The following is a 19,274-nucleotide window of genomic DNA, read 5'->3' on the forward strand; positions in this document are numbered from 1 at the left end:
CGTTCGACCATATAATTGCAGTTCTCGATCGTCGGCATCCCCTAGGCCGGGGTTGCCCGATCGCCATCCAGATATGAATCACGCATGAGCGAGACTTTTATTCCTCGCCCCGAGGGCCGCTACGGGCGTCCTCGACTGTCGCGGATGTCGCGGCGGGGCCTGGCCATCGCGCTGGCCGTCCTCGCGGTCGCGGCCGGTGTCGTGGTCGCCGTCATCGGCTATCAACGGCTCGGCACCAGCGACGTCTCGGGTTCGCTGGCCGGCTACCAGGTCATCGACGACGAGACGGCCTCGGTGACGATCAGCGTGACGCGCTCGGACCCGTCGCGGCCCGTGGACTGCATCGTGCGGGTTCGCGCCCGGGACGGCAGCGAGACCGGTCGACGAGAGGTGCTGGTCCCGCCATCCGACCAGGCCACGGTGCAGGTCACGACAACCGTGGACTCCTACCGGCCGCCGATGATGGCCGACATCTACGGCTGCGGCACCGACGTCCCCGACTATCTGCGACCGTCCTGACCGCGAACTGCGAATTTGTGGGTCACCAGATGTTTCCGCGGTGGTAACATGGATGAATGCACGGTTCCTGCTGGGACCGTGTATTGCTGCATTAATGGCCGTGGGCGGGGCGACGCGGCAGCAACCGGGGGTTCCCGAGGCGCCCGCCGGCGGCAGCACACGAAGGCTTACGCGACGGCGCGGAAGCGACAACACGAGGAGCGCGACGAGATGACGGATACTCAGGTGACCTGGTTGACCCAGGAGTCACATGACCGACTCAAGGCCGAGCTCGATCAGCTGATCGCCAACCGTCCGGTCATCGCAGCCGAAATCAACGACCGCCGCGAGGAGGGCGACCTGCGCGAGAACGGCGGGTACCACGCGGCGCGTGAGGAGCAGGGCCAGCAGGAGGCCCGTATCCGCCAGCTGCAGGACCTGCTGAGCAACGCGAAGGTCGGCGAGGCGCCCAAGCAGTCCGGCGTCGCCCTGCCCGGCTCGGTCGTGAAGGTCTACTACAACGGCGACAAGTCCGACACCGAGACGTTCCTGATCGCCACCCGCCAGGAGGGCGTCAACGACGGCAAGCTCGAGGTGTACTCGCCGAACTCGCCGCTGGGCGGCGCGCTGATCGACGCCAAGGTCGGCGAGACCCGCAGCTACACTGTTCCCAACGGCAGCACCGTCGAGGTCACGCTCGTCAGCGCGGAACCCTACCACTCCTAACGCCTAGTGCTGGCGCGCGGGTTAGCGCAGGGCCTGGTCGAGATCGGCCAGCAGATCCGCCACGTCCTCGATGCCGACCGAGAGCCGCACCAGGTCGTCGGGAACCTCCAGCTGCGACCCGGCCGTCGACGCGTGCGTCATGGCGCTGGGATGCTCGATCAGCGACTCCACCCCACCCAGGGACTCGGCCAGGATGAACACCTCGGTGCGGGCGCACAGTTCCTGGGCGGCGCGCCGCCCGCCCCGCATCCGCACCGAGACCATGCCGCCGAAGCCCCGCATCTGCCGCGCCGCGACCTCGTGCCCCGGGTGGCCGGCCAGGCCCGGGTACAGCACGGTGGTCACCGCGGGGTGCTCGGCGAGGAATTGCGCCACGGCCAGGGCGTTCTCGCCGTGGCGTTGCATCCTTAGCACCAGCGTCTTGAGGCCACGCATCGCCAGGTAGGCGTCGAACGGGCCCGGTACCGCGCCGGCCCCGTTCTGCAGAAAACCGAAGGCGGCGTCCAACTCCTCGTCATCGGTGACCAGCGCGCCGCCCACCAGGTCGGAGTGGCCGCCGATGTACTTGGTGCACGAGTGCAGCACGACGTCGGCGCCCAGCGTCAGCGGTTGCTGCAGCGCGGGTGAGGCGAACGTGTTGTCGACCAGCACCCTCGCACCGCGGTCCGCCCCGAGACCCGCGATGGCGGCGATGTCGGCGATCGACAGCAACGGGTTGGTCGGTGTTTCGACCCAGATCAGCCGCGTCTGCGGGGTGATCGCGGCGCGGACGGCGTCCAGGTCCGCCAGCGCCACCGGCGTGTAGCCGACACCCCATTGGGTGAACACCTTGTCGATGAGGCGGAAGGTGCCGCCGTAGGCGTCGGTGGGGATGATCAGGTGGTCGCCCGGTCTCAGCATCGCCCGCAGGGCGCAGTCGGCGGCGGCCATCCCGGAGCTGAACGCCCGCGCGAACGCGCCCTCCTCGACGGTCGCCAGCGAGGCTTCCAGCGCGGCCCTGGTCGGGTTGCCGGTGCGCGCGTACTCGAACCCACCGCGCAGGACGCCCACACCGTCCTGCGCGAACGTGCTGCTGGCATAGATCGGGGCGTTCACAGCCCCGGTCGCGGGATCCGGCGGGTAGCCGGCGTGGATGGCCCGGGTGGCCAGTCCGGCCGTCCCGCGGGGAGGTGTGCTGCGCTCTCCTTTCATCCGCGCGGCTACCTACCTCCGATCGGCAGACAAACCGTCGACATGATCTTGTCGGCCAGCGTCTGCCGCTTGGCGTCCCACAGCGGGAACAGGAAGCCGACGAAGCAGATGATCGCGTCGACGAAATGCGCGAAGACACGCAGGATGGACCGCCCGAACCCGATGGGCTGCCCCGTGACCTCGCTGACCACCTTGAAGTTGAGCACCGACTTGCCCAGGGTCGAACCGGTGGTGCCCTGGCGGTAGCCGTAGTTCCAGATCAGGTAGAACAACCCCACCGCCGAGGTCAGTGCCTGCGCCAGCACCCCGACGGGTGAGTTCTGGGTGGCGCACACCTGGTTGACGGCGTACGACGTGATGTCGGTGACGCAGGACGTCTGCTGGGTGGTCATCAGGATTCCGGTGCCGATCGAGTGCAAGATGACGTAGGGCAGGATGTCGATGACGAACGCCAGCACCCGGGAAAACCACGACGTGTAGTCGCTTTTCGGCAGGGTGCGGATCGCCGGGCCGGGCGGCGGGGGCGCGTACCCGCCGGAGGGCGGGGGCGGCGGGGGGTAAGCCCCCCCGCCGGGCGGCGGGGGCGGCGGCGGGGAGGACGGGCCGGGGGGCGGCGGGTAAGCGCCTCCGCCCGGCGGTGGGGGCGGCGGTGGCGCCTCGTGCTTACCGGCTTCCGGCTCAGGCCCGCCGGAGGGCCCGGGCGACGACGGCGGGGGCGGGTAAGCGCCGCCGGGTGGCGGTTGATCGGTCATGGGCAACCTTCCGCTGCGGAGTTGGTCGAACCGGGCCGACCCACATTACCTGAGACGGGGGCCGCCCAAGAGGTCTCCCCTAGCGCCGCCGCGGCACGTCCGAGAGGAAGCCGAGCAGGTCCTGCCGTGTGATGACACCGACGGGTTTGCCCTGTTCCACCACCATGAGGGCGTCCGAGTCGCGCAGGGCTGCGCCGGCCACCGAGCGACTCGCCGGCGCCGATCATGCGCAGCGGCGGGCTCATGTGTTGCGATACGGCGTCGGCCAGTCTGGCGCGACCCTCGAACACGGCCGAGAGCAGTTCGCGTTCGGAGACGCTGCCGGCGACCTCGCCGACCCGCACCGGGGGCTCCGCGCCGACCACCGGCATCTGTGACACGCCGTATTCGCGCAGGATCCCGATGGCGTCGCGCACCGTCTCGGAGGGATGGGTGTGCACCAGGGCGGGCAGCGCACCGGATTTTCCGCGCAGCACCTCGCCTACCGTGGGTTGCTCGGTGGAGCCGTCGAGGCGGCTGCGCAGGAACCCGTACGACGACATCCAAGCGTCGTTGAAGATCTTCGACAGGTAGCCGCGGCCGCCGTCGGGAAGCAAGACGACGACGAGGGCGTCGGGTCCGGCCCGCTCGGCGACCTCCACCGCGGCCACCACCGCCATCCCGCACGAGCCGCCGACCAGCAGCGCCTCCTCGCGAGCCAGCCGCCGCGTCATGTCGAACGAGTCGGAGTCGGACACCGCGATGACCTCGTCGGGCACGCCCGGGTCGTAGGCCGCCGGCCAGAAGTCTTCGCCGACCCCCTCGACCAGGTAGGGCCGGCCACTGCCGCCGGAGTACACCGATCCCTCGGGGTCGACGCCGACGATGCGCACCCGCCCGCCGGACACCTCCTTGAGGTAGCGGCCGGCGCCGGTGATGGTCCCGCCGGTGCCGATCCCGGCGACGAAGTGGGTGACCCTGCCGTCGGTGTCGGCCCAGATCTCCGGGCCGGTCGTCTCGTAGTGGCCGGCCGGTCCCTCCGGGTTGGCGTACTGGTCGGGCTTCCACGCCCCGTCGATCTCTCGGGTCAGCCGGTCCGAGACGCTGTAGTAGCTGTCGGGATGCTCGGGCGGCACCGCCGTGGGGCAGACGACGACCTCCGCGCCGTAGGCGAGTAGCACGTTGCGCTTGTCCTCGCTGACCTTGTCGGGGCACACGAAGACGCACCGGTACCCGCGGCGCTGGGCGACCATGGCGAGACCGACGCCGGTGTTGCCCGACGTCGGTTCGACGATGGTCCCGCCCGGTCTGAGCTGCCCGCCGGCCTCCGCGGCATCGATCATCTTGGCCGCGATCCGGTCCTTGGAGCTGCCTCCGGGGTTGAGGTATTCGACCTTTGCCGCCACGACGCCGGCACCGGCGGGGACGACGGCGTGCAGGCGCACCAGCGGGGTACCACCGATCAGGTCACTGATGTGCTGCGCGATCCGCATCCGCTCATCGTCTCAGGCGCACGTCGGGCCGCCTAGCCGGTGGCCTCGCGGATGTACTCGCCGATCTGGCGCAGCGAGCGGACCGCTTCCGGCACCATCGGCGCGGCCAGCTGGAAGTCGTGGATCTGACCGGGCCAGACGCGCAGTTCGGCCGGGACCCCGGCCGCCGCCAGCCTGCCGGCGGCCAGCTGGGCGTCGTGCAGCAACACCTCGGAACCCGAGACGTGGATCAGGGTGCGCGGCAGCCCGGGGGTGATGTGCTCCAACGGCTCGTAGATCTCCTCGGGTTTGCCGTCCACCGTGTTCTTGGCTGCCGAGCTGGTGACGAGGACGTCGAGGGCGTCGAACGCCTTCGGGGGGAACATCGCGTCGCTCCTGATGTTGGGGTGCGCCTGCTTGCACTCCTTCGCCAGCTGCAGCAGCGGCGAGATCGCCACCAGCGCGGCCGGTACCTCGCTTTCCTCTTCGCGTTGCAGACGTTGCGCCAGCGCGAGCGCCAGGTAGCCGCCGGCGGAGTCGCCGGCCAGCACGATCTGGTCGGGCTCATAGCCGCGCTCACGCAGCCACCGGTATCCGTCGTGGCAGTCGTCGAGGGCCATGCCGATCGAATGTTTGGGCAGCAGGCGGTAGTTGACCACCAGGACGGGCGCGTCGGCGAACTCGGACAACGCTTCGACGAGCCTGCCGTGCGAGTTCGCCCCGCAGGTCAAGAACGCGCCGCCGTGCAGGTAGACGACGACCCGGCGGGTGCCGTCCGCGGGCAGGACCCCGGGCGCGCGCACCAGTTGCGCCGAGGCGTTGCGCAGGTTGATCGTCTCGCGAACGGTGGCCGTCACCGGGAGCAGCACCCGCGACGCGAAGTCGATCAGCCCCCAGGGCCACGGCACGTGAGGGGCATGGCTGCCCACGGCAAGCACCGGCCGGATCGTCAGCCGCGCGGCCAGGCCTGCCACCCGCGCGGCGATGCTGGGCCCGGATTCGAGGACCTCGACCGGTGCGCCGTCGCTGATGGCGAATCGGCGGGCCCGGGCTCTGCGGGCCTTGAGGACATCGTGGGTGCGGACGGGGGGTCGGGGCGAGCTGTATTCGTCGCGAAATGCGGTCATGCTCAACACTTCCTACGTCTTTGTAGTCCGATACGGCATGCGACGCGGCAGCTAAGCGTCTGGTTACCGGCTCCCGCCGCGCCATTCAGCTAACCCGTCGAGCGTCAGCTTGACACGCGTTGCCACAGAAGGCGATTGAACGGCCAAAGTTGATACCACATCTGATTCACAACGTGATCAGTTTGTTCAGAAGGCGCCCGCGCAAACCCCCGAGCCGGTCTAAACTGATCACCGTGACCATCCGGGTGCCGCGTCGTTCGACGATCGCCCTGGCCACAGCAGGGGCTCTCGCCTCGACGGGTACCGCGTACCTGGGCGCTCGCAACCTGCTGCTCGGCCAGGCGACGCACGCGCGCACCGTGATCCCGAAGTCGTGGGACATCCCGCCGCGGGCCGACGGCGTCTACGCGCCCGGCGGCGGTCCGGTCGAGCGATGGTATCGCGGCATTCACTCCGACCTGCATGTGATGATCTTCGGCGACTCGACGGCAACCGGGTACGGCTGCACGAGCGCCGAGGAAGTGCCGGGCGTGCTCATTGCCCGCGGGCTCGCCGAACGCACTGGAAGCCGCATCCGGCTGAGCACCAAGGCCATCGTCGGCGCGACGTCGAAGGGGGTGTGCGGGCAGGTCGACGCGATGTTCGTCGCCGGCCCCCCGCCGGACGCGGCGGTGATGATGCTGGGCGCCAACGACGTGACCGCCCTCAACGGCGTCGGCCCGTCGGCGCAACGGTTGGCCCTGACGGTCCGCAGGTTGCGCACCCACGGCGCGGTGGTGGTCGTCGGCACCTGCCCGGACCTCGGCGTGATCAGCGCCATCCCGCAGCCGCTGCGCTCGCTGGCACACGCGCGCACCTCGCAGCTGGCCCGCGCCCAGGCCGCCTCGGTGCGGGCCGCGGGCGGGGTCCCGGTGCCCCTGGCCCATCTGCTGGCGCCGCAGTTCCGGGCCACGCCCGAGGCGATGTTCTCCGCCGACGGCTACCACCCCTCCCCCGCCGCCTACGCGCTGGCGGCCGACGCGCTGTTGCTGGCGCTCGTCGATGTGCTCAGCGGGAGGGACGAAGCCCCTGCGCCGGCCATCCCGGCGTCGCCGGCGCAGTCCGGCATCCCCGTGGTGTCGCGGCTGTGGCGGCGTCCGGAAGCGGGGTCATCAGCCCCGTCGTCGTACCAGCCGGTGGGCAGCGATTAGATTTGGGGTGGTCGCGTCCGGGCCCGTAGGCGGTGGGCGCACGACCGGCTCTTGAAGCGCGCACGCCCCATCGGATTCGAAGGAAATCGTCATGCCTGAAGCTGTCATCGTGTCCACCGCTCGCTCGCCGATCGGCCGCGCCATGAAGGGGTCACTGGTCAGCATGCGGCCCGACGACCTGGCCGCCCAGATGGTGCGCGCCGCGCTCGACAAGGTTCCCGCGCTCAACCCGCACCAGATCGACGACCTGATGCTGGGCTGCGGCCTGCCCGGCGGCGAATCCGGGTTCAACATGGCGCGCGTCGTCGCCGTCGAGCTGGGCTACGACTTCCTGCCGGGCACCACGGTCAACCGGTACTGCTCGTCGTCGTTGCAGACCACGCGGATGGCGTTCCACGCGATCAAGGCCGGGGAGGGCGACGCGTTCATCTCCGCGGGCGTGGAAACGGTCTCCCGCTTCGGTAAGGGCAACTCCGACTCGTGGCCCGACACCAAGAATCCGCTGTTCGACGCGGCCCAGGAGCGCTCGGCGGCCGCCGCGGCTGGCGCCGACGAGTGGCACGACCCCCGCGCCGACGGCAACCTGCCCGACGTCTACATCGCGATGGGCCAGACCGCCGAGAACGTGGCGCTGCTGACCGGGATCAGCCGCGAGGAGCAGGACCGCTGGGGGGTGCGCAGCCAGAACCGGGCCGAGGAGGCCATCAAGAGCGGCTTCTTCGAGCGCGAGATCTGCCCGGTGACCCTGCCGGACGGAAGCACTGTCAGCACCGACGACGGCCCGCGGGCCGGCACCACCTACGAGAAGGTCAGCGAGCTCAAGCCGGTGTTTCGGCCCAACGGCACGGTGACGGCGGGCAATGCCTGCCCGCTGAACGACGGCGCCGCCGCGCTGGTCATCACCAGCGACACCAAGGCCAAGGAACTCGGCCTCACACCGCTGGCGCGCATCGTGTCCACCGGGGTCAGCGGGCTGTCGCCGGAGATCATGGGCCTGGGCCCGATCGAGGCGTGCAAGCAGGCCCTGGAGCGCGCCCGGATGTCGATCGGCGACATCGACCTGTACGAGATCAACGAAGCGTTCGCGGTGCAGGTGCTGGGCTCGGCGCGCGAGCTGGGCATGGACGAGGACAAGCTGAACGTGTCGGGCGGGGCCATCGCGCTGGGCCACCCCTTCGGCATGACCGGCGCGCGCATCGCCACCACGCTGCTCAACAACCTGCAGACCCACGACAAGACGTTCGGCCTGGAAACCATGTGCGTGGGCGGCGGCCAGGGCATGGCGATGATCATCGAGCGGCTGAGCTGAACCGGCGAGCACCAAAAAAACGGCACGCCGGTCGGCGTGCCGTTTTTTGGTGAAGGAACTAGTCGTTCTGCAGGTAACTGAGCAGGCGCAGAATCTCGATGTACAGCCAGACCAGGGTCACCGTCAGCCCCAGCGCGATGCCCCAGGCCGCCTTCTCCGGCGCGCCGGCGCGGACCATCTGGTCGGCGGCGTCGAAGTCGATGAGGAAGCTGAAGGCCGCGATGCCGATACACACCAGCGAGAAGATGATCGCCAGCGGCCCGCCGCTGCGCAGGCCCATGCCCGTGCCGCCGCCGACGCCGAACATCGCCAACACGAAATTGCCGAGCATCAGGACCAGCACACCGAACAGGGCGGCGACGACCATGCGGGTGAACTTGGGCGTGACCCGGATGGCCCCGGTCTTGTAGACCACGAGCATCCCGAAGAACACCCCGAAGGTACCCAGCACCGCCTCGCCGATCAGGGCGCCGGCGCTGGCCGAGGACACCTGGAAGTTCGCGAACACGAACGAGATGGCGCCCAGGAACAGCCCCTCCAGGACGGCGTAGCTGAGCACGATCGCCGGGCTGTCCTGCTTGCGCCCGAAGGTGGCGACCAGCACCAGTCCCAGTCCGCCGAGCGCACCGATCATGGTCAGCGGCATCGCCAGCGCGGCATTCCCGGCCACCAGGAAGTAGGAGACGACCGCGGCGGCCGACAGCACGGCCAGCGTGATGCCGGTCTTGGTGACGACGTCGTCGATGGTCACCGGACGGGTGGCTTTGGCCTCCTGGTAGGGGGCCCGATAAGCATCGGCCTGGTAGTAGCCCTGCTGCACCTGCGACGCGCCCGTGCCGAAGCGCGCGTATCCGCCGCTCTGCTTGGGCAGCGAACGAAATACCGGGTTGCTAGTCTCCCGCACCGTCGGATCCTCTCTCATGGCTGTGGCTTCGAGATATGTGCGAACACACACTCAACGATCGATGGCCCGACCGGAGTTCCCGACAGAGCCGGCGTCTAACGAGTGTTTCCTGCCTCGGATGTGGTCGTCGGCTTAAACATAAACCTTACCCGCAGGCATTGCCGACCTCGGAACGATCTAGATTTCTCGTCGAGGCCGGGTTCGGCTTCGGGGCGGCCGCGCAGAATGCGAACGGATCGCGAACAAGAGGAGGCCAGGGCGTGACAGAGGGATCCGACGAGGTTCTGACCCGCGTCGAGGGGGACGTCGGCTTGATCACGCTCAACCGCCCCAAGGCGATCAACTCGCTGAACCAGCCGATGGTCGACGCGCTGCGGGCGGTGCTCACCGACTGGGCCGGTGACGACGCAGTCCGCGCGGTGGTGCTCGCCGGGGCGGGGGAACGCGGTCTGTGCGCCGGCGGCGACGTCGTCGCGGTCTACCACAGCGCCCGCAAGGACGGGGTGGAGGCGCGGCGGTTCTGGCGTGAGGAGTATCTGCTCAACGCCCAGATCGGCCGGTTCGCCAAGCCGTACGTCTCGTTGATGGACGGCATCGTGATGGGCGGCGGGGTCGGCGTCAGCGCGCACGCGAACACCCGGGTGGTGACCGACACGTCGAAGGTCGCGATGCCCGAGGTCGGCATCGGGTTCATCCCCGACGTGGGCGGGGTTTTCCTGCTGTCCCGCGCGCCGGGCGGGCTGGGTCTGCACGCCGCCCTGACCGGTGCGCCGTTCTCCGGCGCCGACGCCATCGCGATGGGATTCGCCGACCACTACGTCCCGCACGGCGACCTCGAGGCCTTCACCCGCGCGGTCGTCGCCGACGGGCCCGACGCCGCGCTGGCCCGCCACGCCGTCGAACCACCACCGAGTGAGCTTGCCGCACAACGGGACTGGATCGCCGAATGCTATGCCGCCGACAGCGCCGAGGACATCCTGGCCGCGTTGCGCGGACACGGCGCACCCGCCGCGCAGGAGGCCGCCGACCTGATCGCCACCCGCTCCCCCATCGCGGTGTCGGTGACGCTGGCCGCGGTGCGCCGGGCCGAGAAGCTGGGGACGCTGGAAGATGTTCTGGTGCAAGACTATCGGGTGTCGAGTGCGTCGCTGCGATCGCACGACCTGGTGGAGGGCATCCGGGCGCAGCTGATCGACAAGGACCGCAACCCGAAGTGGTCGCCGGCGACGCTGGCCGCGGTGAGCGCGGCCGACGTCGACGCGTATTTCGCGCCGGTCGACGACGACTTGAGCTTCTGAGAAAGGCGGATTCGGTGACAGACACGGAATACGAGACCATCCTCGTCGAGCGCGACGAGCGGGTCGGCGTCATCACGCTGAACCGGCCGCAGGCGCTCAACGCTCTCAACAGTCGGGTGATGAACGAAGTCACCCGCGCAGCGACGGAATTCGACGAAGATCCCGGCATCGGGGCGATCATCATCACCGGATCGGCGAAGGCATTCGCCGCCGGTGCCGACATCAAGGAGATGGCCGCGCTGACGTACGCGGATGCCTTCGGCGCCGACTTCTTCGCCCCCTGGGCGAAATTGGCGGCCGTCCGCACCCCGACGATCGCCGCGGTGGCGGGTCATGCCCTCGGCGGCGGCTGCGAGCTCGCCATGATGTGCGACCTGCTGATCGCCGCCGACACGGCGAAATTCGGCCAGCCGGAGATCAAACTCGGCGTGCTGCCCGGCATGGGCGGCTCCCAACGGCTCACCCGCGCCATCGGCAAGGCCAAGGCGATGGACCTGATCCTGACCGGGCGCACCATCGACGCCGCGGAAGCCGAACGCAGCGGCCTGGTCTCGCGCGTGGTACCGGCCGACGACCTGCTGACCGAGGCCAGGGCCGTGGCCACCACGATCTCGCAGATGTCGCGCTCGGCGACCCGGATGGCCAAGGAGGCCGTGAACCGCTCGTTCGAAACCACCCTGTCCGAGGGCCTGCTCTACGAGCGCCGGCTGTTCCACTCGACCTTCGCCACCGAGGACCAGTCCGAGGGCATGGCCGCCTTCATCGAGAAACGCCCTCCGAACTTCCGCCACCGGTAGGGCTTTCGATGGACCAAGCGGCTTCCGCGACCAGCACCGTCGGCCACCAACCGGCGGCCGACAGTGCGGAAGCCGGAACCGCAACAGCCACACCACGGGAGTCGGTGCTCGGCCGCCGGCAGTGGTGGCTGCGCCACTACACCTTCACCGGCACCGCCGTCGGGCTGGTCTTCGTGTGGTGCTCGATGACGCCGTCGCTGCTGCCGCGCACCGCGCTGTTCCAGGGACTGGTCAGCGGGATCTCCGGAGCTATCGGCTACGGGCTCGGCGTCTTCGCGGTCTGGCTGGTCCGCTACATGAGCGACCGGAATTCCAGCCCGCCGGCGCCGCGTTGGGCCTGGATGGTGCTGATCCCGATCGGGGCGGTCGGCATGGTGATCATGGCGATCCGCTTCCACGTCTGGCAGGACGACGTGCGCGACCTGATGGGCGTGCCGCACCTGCGCTGGTACGACTACCCGGTGGCCGCCGGACTGTCGCTGGTGGTGCTGTTCACGCTGGTCGAGATCGGGCAGGCCATCCGCTGGCTGGTCAGCTTCCTGGTCAGGCGGGTCGACCGGGTGGCGCCGTTTCGGCTCTCGGCGACCATCGTGGTGGTCACGCTCGCGGTCCTCACGATCACCGTGCTCAACGGCGTCGTACTCAAGTCCGCGATGCGCACAATGAACCACACCTTCGCCTCGGCCAACGACGAGATGAACCCCGCCACCGCGCCCCCGAGAACGCCGCTGCGCTCCGGTGGCCCGGGATCGCTGGTGTCGTGGGAGTCGCTGGGCCGGGAGGGCCGCATCTTCGTCGAGGGCGGCCCGACCGTCGAGCAGCTCACCGAGTTCAACGGGGCCCCGGCCACCGAGCCGATCCGCGCCTACGCCGGCCTGGACGCCACCACGGACGGCATCACCGCGACCGCCGAGCTGGCGGCCCAGGAGCTGCAGCGCACCGGCGGGCTGCAGCGCGCCGTCGTCGCGGTGGGGACCACCACCGGCACCGGCTGGATCAATGAGGCCGAAGCCTCGGCGCTGGAGTACATGTACAACGGCAACACCGCGGTCGTGAGCATGCAGTACTCGTTCCTGCCCAGCTGGCTGTCGTTCCTGGTGGACAAGGAGAACGCCCGCCACGCCGGCCAGGCGCTCTTCGAGGCCGTCGACAGGCTGATCCGGCTGATGCCCGAGGGGCATCGCCCCAAGCTCGTGGTGTTCGGCGAGAGCCTGGGGTCCTTCGGCGCCGAGGCGCCGTTCATGAGCCTCAACAACGTCCTGGCACGCACCGACGGGGCGCTGTTCAGCGGCCCGACGTTCAACAACACCATCTGGACGGACCTGACCGCCACCCGCGATCCCGGCTCACCGGAGTGGCTGCCGATCTACCACGACGGCAAGAACGTCCGGTTCGTCGCCCGCCCAAGCAATTTCGCGCGTCCGGACGCCGCCTGGGACGTCCCGCGGGTGGTCTATCTGCAGCACGCGTCGGACCCGATCGCCTGGTGGACGCCCAGCCTGCTGTTCAAGGAACCGGACTGGCTGAAGGAAAAACGGGGCTACGACGTGCTGCCGCAGACGCGCTGGATCCCGGTGGTGACGTTCCTGCAGGTCACCGCCGACATGGCGGTCGCCCTGGACGTGCCCGACGGCCATGGCCATCGCTACGTCGCCGACGTCGCCAACGGCTGGGCCGCCGTCCTGTCGCCACCCGGCTGGACAGCGGCCAAGACCGAGCGACTGCGGCCGCTGCTGCACTCCGGCGACTAACGGGATCCGGGCAGCCGGTCGAGCACCCCGGCGTCGGCCAGCGCGTGATAGCCGCCGACGACGTCGGTGGCCCGGTGCAGACCGATGTCCAGCAGCGCGGCCGCCGCCAGGCTCGAGGTGTAACCCTGCGAGCACACGATCACCCATTCGACATCGTCGCCGACGGCCTCGGGCAGCCTGGCCTCGCTGGTCGGATCGCAGCGCCATTCCAGCACGTTGCGTTCGACGACCAGCGCCCCGGGCAGCTCACCTTCGTCGGAGCGCTGCGCCTGCGGCCGGATGTCGACGAGCACCGCCCCGCGGCGCAGCGCCTCGGGCACCTCGGCGGCGGGAAGCCGGCGGTAGCGGCGCCGGGCGGATCGAAGGACGACGTCGATGCGGCTCATCACGGCCCCTTTGGGTGGCCGGTCAGTTCGGTGCGGTTGCGGCGCAACGTGTCGGCGTCGGTGACCTCGTAGTACGACATCGCGGTCAGCGGCGGCGAGTAGGCGTGCACGCTCAGCGCCGGACGCACACCGCCGTCGCCCCCGCCCGCCCACACCACGTCGTGCACCCAGCCCAGCGGAAACCCGGCCTGATCCCCGGCCTCGAGCCGACGGCGCCGCAATCGCTCGCCGTCCCAACGGAATTCGTCGAGCGCACCGGACAACACGGTCAGCGCCCCCAGCGACCCGCCGTGGTCGTGCAGTTCGGTGGCGTGGCCCGGCACCCAGCCGATCAGCCAGACGTCGAGTTCGTCGTCGCCGTGGATGCGGGTGAACCAGCGCCGCGACTCCGGGATGCCGCCGGTGGGCAGCAGGTGGTCGCAACGTCCGCTGAGCACGTCGTCGGCGGCCCGGTCGGTGGCGTGGAGCAGGTCGGGCACCCGCAGCCGCGTGGGCCCCGAGGACGGGGACGAGATGCCGCGTGCGCGCAGGGCCGCATGACGGGTGACGGGCAGGGACATCGAGGAACTCCAGAGACGGAAAACGGACGGGGCGAGCGGCGGGGTGCTAACGCCGACAACACCTGCAAATTCCGGAGTGCTCCATCACGGCAGCCAGTGTTGCATAGATTGGCAGAGTGCGCCGGCGCAGTCATCGGGTCCCGCGGTGGGGCGCCGTCGTCCTCGCTGCCGGCGTGCTGGCATGTTCGCCGGCGCTCGCCGGTTGCTCGCGCGGCTCGGGCGGTGGCGGGACCACGTCGGCGCCGGCAGGGCCGTCGGGCAGCGCCGGTGTCCGGGGTCCGGCGCCGCCCGCCCCGATCGGCCTGTCCCCCGCCGGCGTGACGACCCGGGTGGACGTCCCCGCCGATTCCACCGAGGAGCAGTACTTCCAGGCCTGTCACGCCGCGAAGGTGTGGATGGATGCCCAGCCCGGCTCCGGCGCATCGTTGGTCGAGCCGTATCTGGCGATGGTCCAGGCGTCGCCGTCGGGAACCCCGGGCAGCTGGGATACCCCGTGGGCGCGGCTGAGCCTGGCCCGGCAGGCAGCGGTGATCGTCGCCGCGCGGGCGGCCGCCAACGACGAATGTGGATAGCGCCGCTGCCGCAGCGCTGTTGAGATCACGGTGCACAAAAGTGCCGCCCGGGCAGCCGGGGACCGCTCCGCCGCGCAGAATGAGTGGATGCCCGGCGAACCTGACGCGGCGGTTGCCCGTCGATCGGCATCGACGCGGGTGGCGCTCTCCCTCGGCAGCGGCGGCGCCCGCGGCTACGCCCACATCGGGGTGATCGAGGCGCTGCAGGCGCGCGGCTATGACGTCGTCGGGATCGCCGGCTCGTCGATGGGTGCGCTGGTCGGCGGCCTGCAGGCGGCCGGACGCCTCGACGAGTTCGCCGACTGGGCGAAGTCGTTGACCCAGCGCACCATCCTGCGGCTGCTGGACCCCTCCATCAGCGCCGCGGGGGTGATGCGGGCCGGCAAGATCCTGGACGCGGTGCGCGATATCCTGGGCCCGCTCGCCATCGAGGAACTGGCCATCCCCTACACCGCGGTCGCGACCGATCTGCTGGCCGGGAAGTCGGTGTGGTTCCAGCGCGGCCCCCTCGACGAGGCGATCCGGGCGTCCATCGCGATTCCCGGGTTGATCGCCCCCTACGAGGTCGACGGACGGCTGCTGGCCGACGGCGGCATCCTCGACCCGTTGCCGATAGCCCCGCTCTCGGCGGTCAACGCCGAGCTGACCGTCGCGGTGAACCTCAGCGGCAGCGAGGTGATCGCCAGCCGCGCCGCCGAGCCGGGCGCCACCGCCGAGTGGTTGAACCGCATGGTGCGCAGCACCTCGGCGCTGCTCGACACCGCCGCCACCCGCTCGCTGCTCGACCGGCCGACGGCGCGGGCGGTGCTGGGCAGGTTGGGCGCCGGGCCCGCCGACGTCGATCGGCCCGACGCGGATCCCGACACCGAGCCGCACGAGGCCGCCGAACCCGCCGACGGCGACGCGGACGTTCCCCGGCTGAGCAGCTTCGAGGTGATGAACCGCACGATCGATATCGCCCAGTCGGCGCTGGCGCGCCACAGCCTGGCGGCCTACCCGCCGGACCTGTTGATCGAGGTTCCGCGCTCGACCTGCCGCAGCCTGGAGTTCCATCGCGCGGTGGAGGTGATCGCCGCCGGCCGCGCGGTGGCCGACCGGGCGCTGGACGCCTTCGAGGCGGGCTCCGGCGCAACCACGCCGCCCGCGATCGAGGCCTGACCCGGCCGGGTCACAGACCCAGGAATCGCGCGACCGCGCCCGCTTCCCGGCGTCCCTGCTCGCGCCCGGCGACCGCGGAGGCCACGCGGCACCGCGGGTCGAGCGGATTGGGCCCGAAGGCCGTCAGCGAGCTCGCGTCGGCGAAGACGGCGAACGCGGCGCCGCCGAACGCCTCCACCTCGGCGGCGGGGCCGGGACCGAACGGCGACGGCGTGTTCACCTCGCTGGGCACCAGGACCACCGCCTCGTCGCAGTCGTCGGCCACCGCGAGGTTCACCGAGCTGGCCACCCCGCCGTCCATGTAGCGCCGGCCCGCGATGGTCACCGGCGGCCACGCCCCCGGCACCGCGCAACTGGCCGCCACCGCGTCGACGAGGCCCACGCCGGAGTCGCGGTCGAAGACGACGAGTTCGCCGGCGGCGGTGTCGACGGCGGTGATCCGCAGCGCGCGGCCGGGCCACTCGTGCGAGGGCAGGCGTTCGGCGATCACCCGGCGCCGGACCGCCTCGGCGACGGTCCTGCTGGCCAGGGCCACCGCGCCGATCCGCTGCATGCGCTGCCGGGTCAGGTCCTGCGAGTCGTCGTAGGGCTCGCGCAGGGCGGCCAGGAACAGTGCGGTGATGTCGTCGACGTCGACCCCGGAGTCGATCTCGGCCGACGACTCGCCCACCTGCCGGCCGTAGAGCGCCTCGAGCGTGCTGCCGCTGCCGAGCTGCGCGGCGACCGCCGCGCCGGCCGAGGTCCCGACCAGCACGTCGGAGTCCAGCAGCAGCCGCGCCGCGGGGGGCGACTCGTCGGCGATGCCGCGCAGAACGCCGGTCGCCCAGGCGATTCCCGCTATTCCTCCACCGGCCAGTACGAGCGCTCGTCGGGGTGCCACGCCCATGCACTCTGCCAGACGGCCGGGTTCACGCCGGCGCGTGCTGCGCCTGCTGCGCCGGCTCGTCCAGGTCGGACTTGGCGAGCTGGTGGCGGGGCGGGCCGGGCAGCGCCACGCTGCGGTCGATGTGCAGCCCGGCGTCGACGTGGATCAGTTCGCCCGGCTCCATCAGCCGCCAGCGTGGGTCGTCGTCCATCCGTTCGCTGGCGAACACCACCGACGACCGGGCGTACAGGTGCCGCGAGTACGCGCGGATCCGGTTGGTGCGCAGGTGGAAATCCCGGTCGGCGTGGTCGTGGCGGCGGTCCAGGACGTAGAGCGTGTGGGTTTCGGGATAGCGCAGCGCCCACATCTCGGTGGCGGTGCTCAGCAGCACGTTGACGGCATAAAGCGGCACGCTGTCCGCGAGCCAGCCCATCGCGTCGAGCAGGCCCGCGGTCACGTCGCCGTCGTGGTCGCGGACGCGGGCGGTGATCAGGGCGAAGACCCGCTCGGAATCGGTCTGGCCGAGCACCAGGTCGTCGGTGCCGGCCTCGCGCAGCCGTTCGTCGACGGCGTCGAGCCCCTCGACCACGCCGTTGTGGGCGAAGAGCCGGCCGTCCTGCAGGAACGGGTGGGTGTTGTGCACGTCGTGCGCGCCGGTCGTGGCGTAGCGGACGTGGGCGAGGAAGGTGGTGCCGGTCATCTCGTGCGCCTCGGTGGCGAAGGCGGCGTCCTCCCAGGCCGCCATCGGCTGCTTGCGCAGCTCCGGGCGGCCGTGCTGGTCGAAGACGCCCAGGCCCGTGCCGTCGGGGTTCCTCCGGCTCTGCCGGGACAGGTTGTCGGGCGCGTCCAGCAGCCAGAAAGTCGCGGTGCAGACGTGATTCCCGGCGTGCAGGCCAAAAAGTCGACACATGCTGGATAGCTTTCCCCGCGAGCAGACACAGAATCGCACGTTCAAGCACCAAACCATGCGATTCTGTGTCTGCTCGCGCAGGAAGGGTGACCCCTAGTCGCGCGCCTCGATCACCCAGTAGCCGTGTTCGGCGTAGCGAGACCGGATGGCCTTCTTGTCGTACTTGCCGACACTGGTCCGCGGGATCTCGTCGACGAACGTCCACCGCTCCGGCAGCCACCAGCGAACGACCTTGTCGGCCAGGAACTCTCGCAGCTGCTCGGCGCCGACCGGCTCGCCCGGTTTGGTCACGACCACCGCGAGCGGGCGTTCCTGCCAGCGTTCGTCGGGAACGCCGACGACCGCGGCCTCGAGCACGTGGGGATGACCGATCAGGCAGTTCTCCAACTCCACCGAGGAGATCCACTCGCCGCCGGACTTGATCACGTCCTTGGCCCGGTCGGTCAGGGTGACGAAGCTGCGCTCGTCCATGCGGCCGACGTCGCCGGTGCGCAGCCAGCCCGAGTCGAACTTGGACTCGTCGCGTCCCAGGTAGTAGGAGCCGGCGATCCACGGCCCGCGGACCTCCACCTCGCCCACGGCCGCGCCGTCGTTGGGCAGCGGACGGCCCTCGTCGTCGACGATGCGCATCTCCACCCCGCACACCGGCTGCCCCTGGGTCGCGCGGTACTCCCACCGCCGCTCCGGCGGGGTCCCGGGCGGCGGCCAGGCCGTGGTGGCCATCGGGGACGTCTCCGTCATCCCCCACATCTGCCGGATCTGGACGCCGTGCTTCTCCTCGAAGGTGCGCATCAGCGACACGGGCACGGCCGAGCCGCCGCAGGCCACCAGCCGCAGCGACGACAGGTCGTGGTCGGGCTCCTCCTCGAGGCGATGCAGGATGTCGTTCCAGATGGTCGGCACCGCGCCCGCCACGGTGGGCCGCAGCTTCTCGATCATGCCGAGCACCGACCGGGCGTCGAGATGGCGATCGGGCAGCACGATGTCGGCACCGGCCATCAGCGCCGCGTACGGCAGCCCCCAGGCGTTGGCGTGAAACATCGGCACGATGGGCAGCACCGTGTCGTCGGTCCCGACGCCGATGCCGTTGGCGGTGCAGGTCGTGATGGAGTGCAGGAAGCTGGAACGGTGGCTGTAGACCACGCCTTTGGGGTTGCCGGTGGTGCCGCTGGTGTAGCACATCGCGGCCGCGGAGCGCTCGTCGATGTCCGGCCAGTCGAATTCGGCGGACTCGGCGGCGACGACATCGGCGTAGCGCAGCACGGTCTTGCCCGACTGCTCCAGCGAGGCGGTGTCACCGTCCCCGACCGCGATCACCGTGTGCACCGTCTCGAGCTCGGGCAGCACCGGGGCGAGTTGCCCGGCCAGTGAGAGGTCGACGAGCACGACGCGGTCGTCGGCCTCGTTGGCGATGTAGGCGATCTGTTCGGGAAAGAGCCGGATGTTGAGGGTGTGCAGCACGGCGCCCATCGACGGCACCGCCAGGTAGGTCGCCAGGTGTTCGGCGTTGTTCCACATGAACGTGGCCACCCGCTGGCCCCCCGTGACGCCCAGGTGGCGCAGCGCGTTGGCCAGCCGGGCCGCCTGCTGGCCCAGTTCGGCGTAGGTGGTGTGCCGGTAGCCACCGCCCCCGGTGGCCGTCGTGACCGTGCGGGCACCGTGGACACCGCAGCCGTGCCGCATGATCGCGGTGATCGTCAGCGGGAAGTCCTGCATCGTGCTGTCCATCGCTGTGCCGCCTTCGCCCCTCGTGTTCGGTGCGCCGAATGCTATCGCCGCGCACGTGCAGGGAGAAAACGGGTTGGTGGAACAACCGCCTTGCGCAGGAG

Annotated in this window: 17 protein-coding genes and 2 pseudogenes; 9 read left to right on the top strand and 10 right to left on the bottom strand. The window is 70.4% G+C overall.

Annotated features, from left to right (window positions below):
• Positions 1–84 precede the first annotated feature (84 nt).
• Positions 85–519 (top strand): DUF4307 domain-containing protein, encoded by a 435-nt coding sequence (locus ACJ512_RS23605; protein ID WP_407685612.1) that lies wholly within the window; start codon positions 85–87, stop codon positions 517–519.
• A gap of 210 nt (positions 520–729) precedes the next feature.
• Complete coding sequence (gene greA / locus ACJ512_RS23610; RefSeq protein ID WP_369737338.1) at positions 730–1,224, top strand: transcription elongation factor GreA; 495 nt, start codon at positions 730–732, stop codon at positions 1,222–1,224.
• Between the two features lie 21 nt (positions 1,225–1,245).
• Here greA and ACJ512_RS23615 read toward each other — a convergent pair whose 3' ends face one another.
• The 4 genes and pseudogenes from ACJ512_RS23615 to ACJ512_RS23630 all read right to left on the bottom strand — a co-directional run bounded on the left by ACJ512_RS23615 (position 1,246) and on the right by ACJ512_RS23630 (position 5,745).
• Positions 1,246–2,415: a cystathionine gamma-synthase gene (locus ACJ512_RS23615; RefSeq protein ID WP_407685613.1), complete on the bottom strand. Its 1,170-nt coding sequence runs from the start codon at positions 2,413–2,415 to the stop codon at positions 1,246–1,248.
• A gap of 8 nt (positions 2,416–2,423) precedes the next feature.
• Positions 2,424–3,167 carry an RDD family protein gene (locus ACJ512_RS23620; protein WP_461479861.1) on the bottom strand — a complete coding sequence of 248 codons (744 nt, stop codon included), beginning with the start codon at positions 3,165–3,167 and terminating at the stop codon, positions 2,424–2,426.
• Positions 3,168–3,246: 79 nt separating this feature from the next.
• Positions 3,247–4,639: pseudogene (locus ACJ512_RS23625) on the bottom strand (cystathionine beta-synthase).
• A gap of 32 nt (positions 4,640–4,671) precedes the next feature.
• Positions 4,672–5,745 carry an alpha/beta hydrolase gene (locus ACJ512_RS23630; protein ID WP_369737335.1) on the bottom strand — a complete coding sequence of 358 codons (1,074 nt, stop codon included), beginning with the start codon at positions 5,743–5,745 and terminating at the stop codon, positions 4,672–4,674.
• A gap of 245 nt (positions 5,746–5,990) precedes the next feature.
• Here ACJ512_RS23630 and ACJ512_RS23635 point away from each other — a divergent pair.
• Together ACJ512_RS23635 and ACJ512_RS23640 are read left to right on the top strand one after the other, a co-directional pair.
• A pseudogene (locus ACJ512_RS23635) lies at positions 5,991–6,795 on the top strand (SGNH/GDSL hydrolase family protein); the annotation flags it as partial.
• 231 nt (positions 6,796–7,026) lie between these two features.
• The gene (locus ACJ512_RS23640) at positions 7,027–8,244 is read left to right on the top strand and encodes an acetyl-CoA C-acetyltransferase (RefSeq protein ID WP_369737334.1); all 1,218 of its coding nucleotides are present in this window, start codon (positions 7,027–7,029) and stop codon (positions 8,242–8,244) included.
• A 58-nt stretch (positions 8,245–8,302) separates the two neighbouring features.
• Here the strand turns inward: ACJ512_RS23640 and ACJ512_RS23645 are convergent, their stop codons facing one another.
• Positions 8,303–9,148, bottom strand: coding sequence for a Bax inhibitor-1/YccA family protein (locus tag ACJ512_RS23645; protein ID WP_369737333.1), 846 nt, complete (start codon positions 9,146–9,148; stop codon positions 8,303–8,305).
• A gap of 260 nt (positions 9,149–9,408) precedes the next feature.
• Between ACJ512_RS23645 and ACJ512_RS23650 the strand changes: the two genes are divergently transcribed.
• From ACJ512_RS23650 to ACJ512_RS23660, 3 genes are read left to right on the top strand one after another with little or no spacing between them, the layout of a single operon-like run.
• A complete protein-coding gene (locus ACJ512_RS23650; protein ID WP_369737332.1) occupies positions 9,409–10,446 on the top strand; it encodes an enoyl-CoA hydratase/isomerase family protein in 1,038 nt (345 codons plus the stop codon).
• A 14-nt stretch (positions 10,447–10,460) separates the two neighbouring features.
• On the top strand, positions 10,461–11,243 hold the full coding sequence (locus ACJ512_RS23655) for an enoyl-CoA hydratase (protein ID WP_369737331.1): 783 nt from the start codon (positions 10,461–10,463) through the stop codon (positions 11,241–11,243).
• Between the two features lie 8 nt (positions 11,244–11,251).
• Positions 11,252–12,994, top strand: coding sequence for an alpha/beta hydrolase (locus tag ACJ512_RS23660; protein WP_369737330.1), 1,743 nt, complete (start codon positions 11,252–11,254; stop codon positions 12,992–12,994).
• On the opposite strand, the gene ACJ512_RS23665 is transcribed toward ACJ512_RS23660, so the two are convergent.
• A complete protein-coding gene (locus ACJ512_RS23665; protein ID WP_369737329.1) occupies positions 12,991–13,380 on the bottom strand; it encodes a rhodanese-like domain-containing protein in 390 nt (129 codons plus the stop codon). The two genes, ACJ512_RS23660 and ACJ512_RS23665, sit on opposite strands and share 4 nt — an antisense overlap.
• Positions 13,380–13,940, bottom strand: a complete 561-nt coding sequence (locus ACJ512_RS23670) for a cysteine dioxygenase (RefSeq protein WP_369737328.1) — start codon at positions 13,938–13,940, stop codon at positions 13,380–13,382. Before ACJ512_RS23670 ends, ACJ512_RS23665 begins: the two co-directional genes overlap by 1 nt.
• Before the next feature lie 116 nt (positions 13,941–14,056).
• Here ACJ512_RS23670 and ACJ512_RS23675 point away from each other — a divergent pair, with 116 nt between their 5' ends.
• Both ACJ512_RS23675 and ACJ512_RS23680 read left to right on the top strand, forming a co-directional pair.
• Positions 14,057–14,512 carry a lipoprotein LpqV gene (locus ACJ512_RS23675; RefSeq protein ID WP_369737327.1) on the top strand — a complete coding sequence of 152 codons (456 nt, stop codon included), beginning with the start codon at positions 14,057–14,059 and terminating at the stop codon, positions 14,510–14,512.
• Between the two features lie 87 nt (positions 14,513–14,599).
• Positions 14,600–15,670: a patatin-like phospholipase family protein gene (locus tag ACJ512_RS23680; RefSeq protein WP_369737326.1), complete on the top strand. Its 1,071-nt coding sequence runs from the start codon at positions 14,600–14,602 to the stop codon at positions 15,668–15,670.
• A gap of 10 nt (positions 15,671–15,680) precedes the next feature.
• On the opposite strand, the gene ACJ512_RS23685 is transcribed toward ACJ512_RS23680, so the two are convergent.
• The 3 genes from ACJ512_RS23685 to ACJ512_RS23695 form a co-directional block, all read right to left on the bottom strand.
• A complete protein-coding gene (locus tag ACJ512_RS23685; protein WP_369737325.1) occupies positions 15,681–16,550 on the bottom strand; it encodes a patatin-like phospholipase family protein in 870 nt (289 codons plus the stop codon).
• A gap of 28 nt (positions 16,551–16,578) precedes the next feature.
• Entirely contained in the window at positions 16,579–17,445 is an 867-nt protein-coding gene (locus ACJ512_RS23690) for a class II glutamine amidotransferase (RefSeq protein WP_407685615.1), read from the bottom strand.
• A gap of 93 nt (positions 17,446–17,538) precedes the next feature.
• Positions 17,539–19,173 (bottom strand): fatty acid--CoA ligase, encoded by a 1,635-nt coding sequence (locus ACJ512_RS23695; RefSeq protein WP_407685616.1) that lies wholly within the window; start codon positions 19,171–19,173, stop codon positions 17,539–17,541.
• Between the last annotated feature and the right edge of the window lie 101 nt (positions 19,174–19,274).

It is taken from the genome of Mycobacterium cajalii (assembly GCF_045809005.2).
Lineage (GTDB): Bacteria > Actinomycetota > Actinomycetes > Mycobacteriales > Mycobacteriaceae > Mycobacterium.

Coding starts and splice junctions, on each gene's coding strand:
- ACJ512_RS23630 (WP_369737335.1), bottom strand. CDS start 5,745: ATGACCGCATTTCGCGACGAATACAGCTCGCCCCGACCCCCCGTCCGC.
- ACJ512_RS23670 (WP_369737328.1), bottom strand. CDS start 13,940: ATGTCCCTGCCCGTCACCCGTCATGCGGCCCTGCGCGCACGCGGCATC.
- ACJ512_RS23680 (WP_369737326.1), top strand. CDS start 14,600: ATGCCCGGCGAACCTGACGCGGCGGTTGCCCGTCGATCGGCATCGACG.
- ACJ512_RS23660 (WP_369737330.1), top strand. CDS start 11,252: ATGGACCAAGCGGCTTCCGCGACCAGCACCGTCGGCCACCAACCGGCG.
- greA (WP_369737338.1), top strand. CDS start 730: ATGACGGATACTCAGGTGACCTGGTTGACCCAGGAGTCACATGACCGA.
- ACJ512_RS23615 (WP_407685613.1), bottom strand. CDS start 2,415: ATGAAAGGAGAGCGCAGCACACCTCCCCGCGGGACGGCCGGACTGGCC.
- ACJ512_RS23620 (WP_461479861.1), bottom strand. CDS start 3,167: ATGACCGATCAACCGCCACCCGGCGGCGCTTACCCGCCCCCGCCGTCG.
- ACJ512_RS23695 (WP_407685616.1), bottom strand. CDS start 19,173: ATGGACAGCACGATGCAGGACTTCCCGCTGACGATCACCGCGATCATG.
- ACJ512_RS23665 (WP_369737329.1), bottom strand. CDS start 13,380: ATGAGCCGCATCGACGTCGTCCTTCGATCCGCCCGGCGCCGCTACCGC.
- ACJ512_RS23640 (WP_369737334.1), top strand. CDS start 7,027: ATGCCTGAAGCTGTCATCGTGTCCACCGCTCGCTCGCCGATCGGCCGC.
- ACJ512_RS23690 (WP_407685615.1), bottom strand. CDS start 17,445: ATGTGTCGACTTTTTGGCCTGCACGCCGGGAATCACGTCTGCACCGCG.
- ACJ512_RS23605 (WP_407685612.1), top strand. CDS start 85: ATGAGCGAGACTTTTATTCCTCGCCCCGAGGGCCGCTACGGGCGTCCT.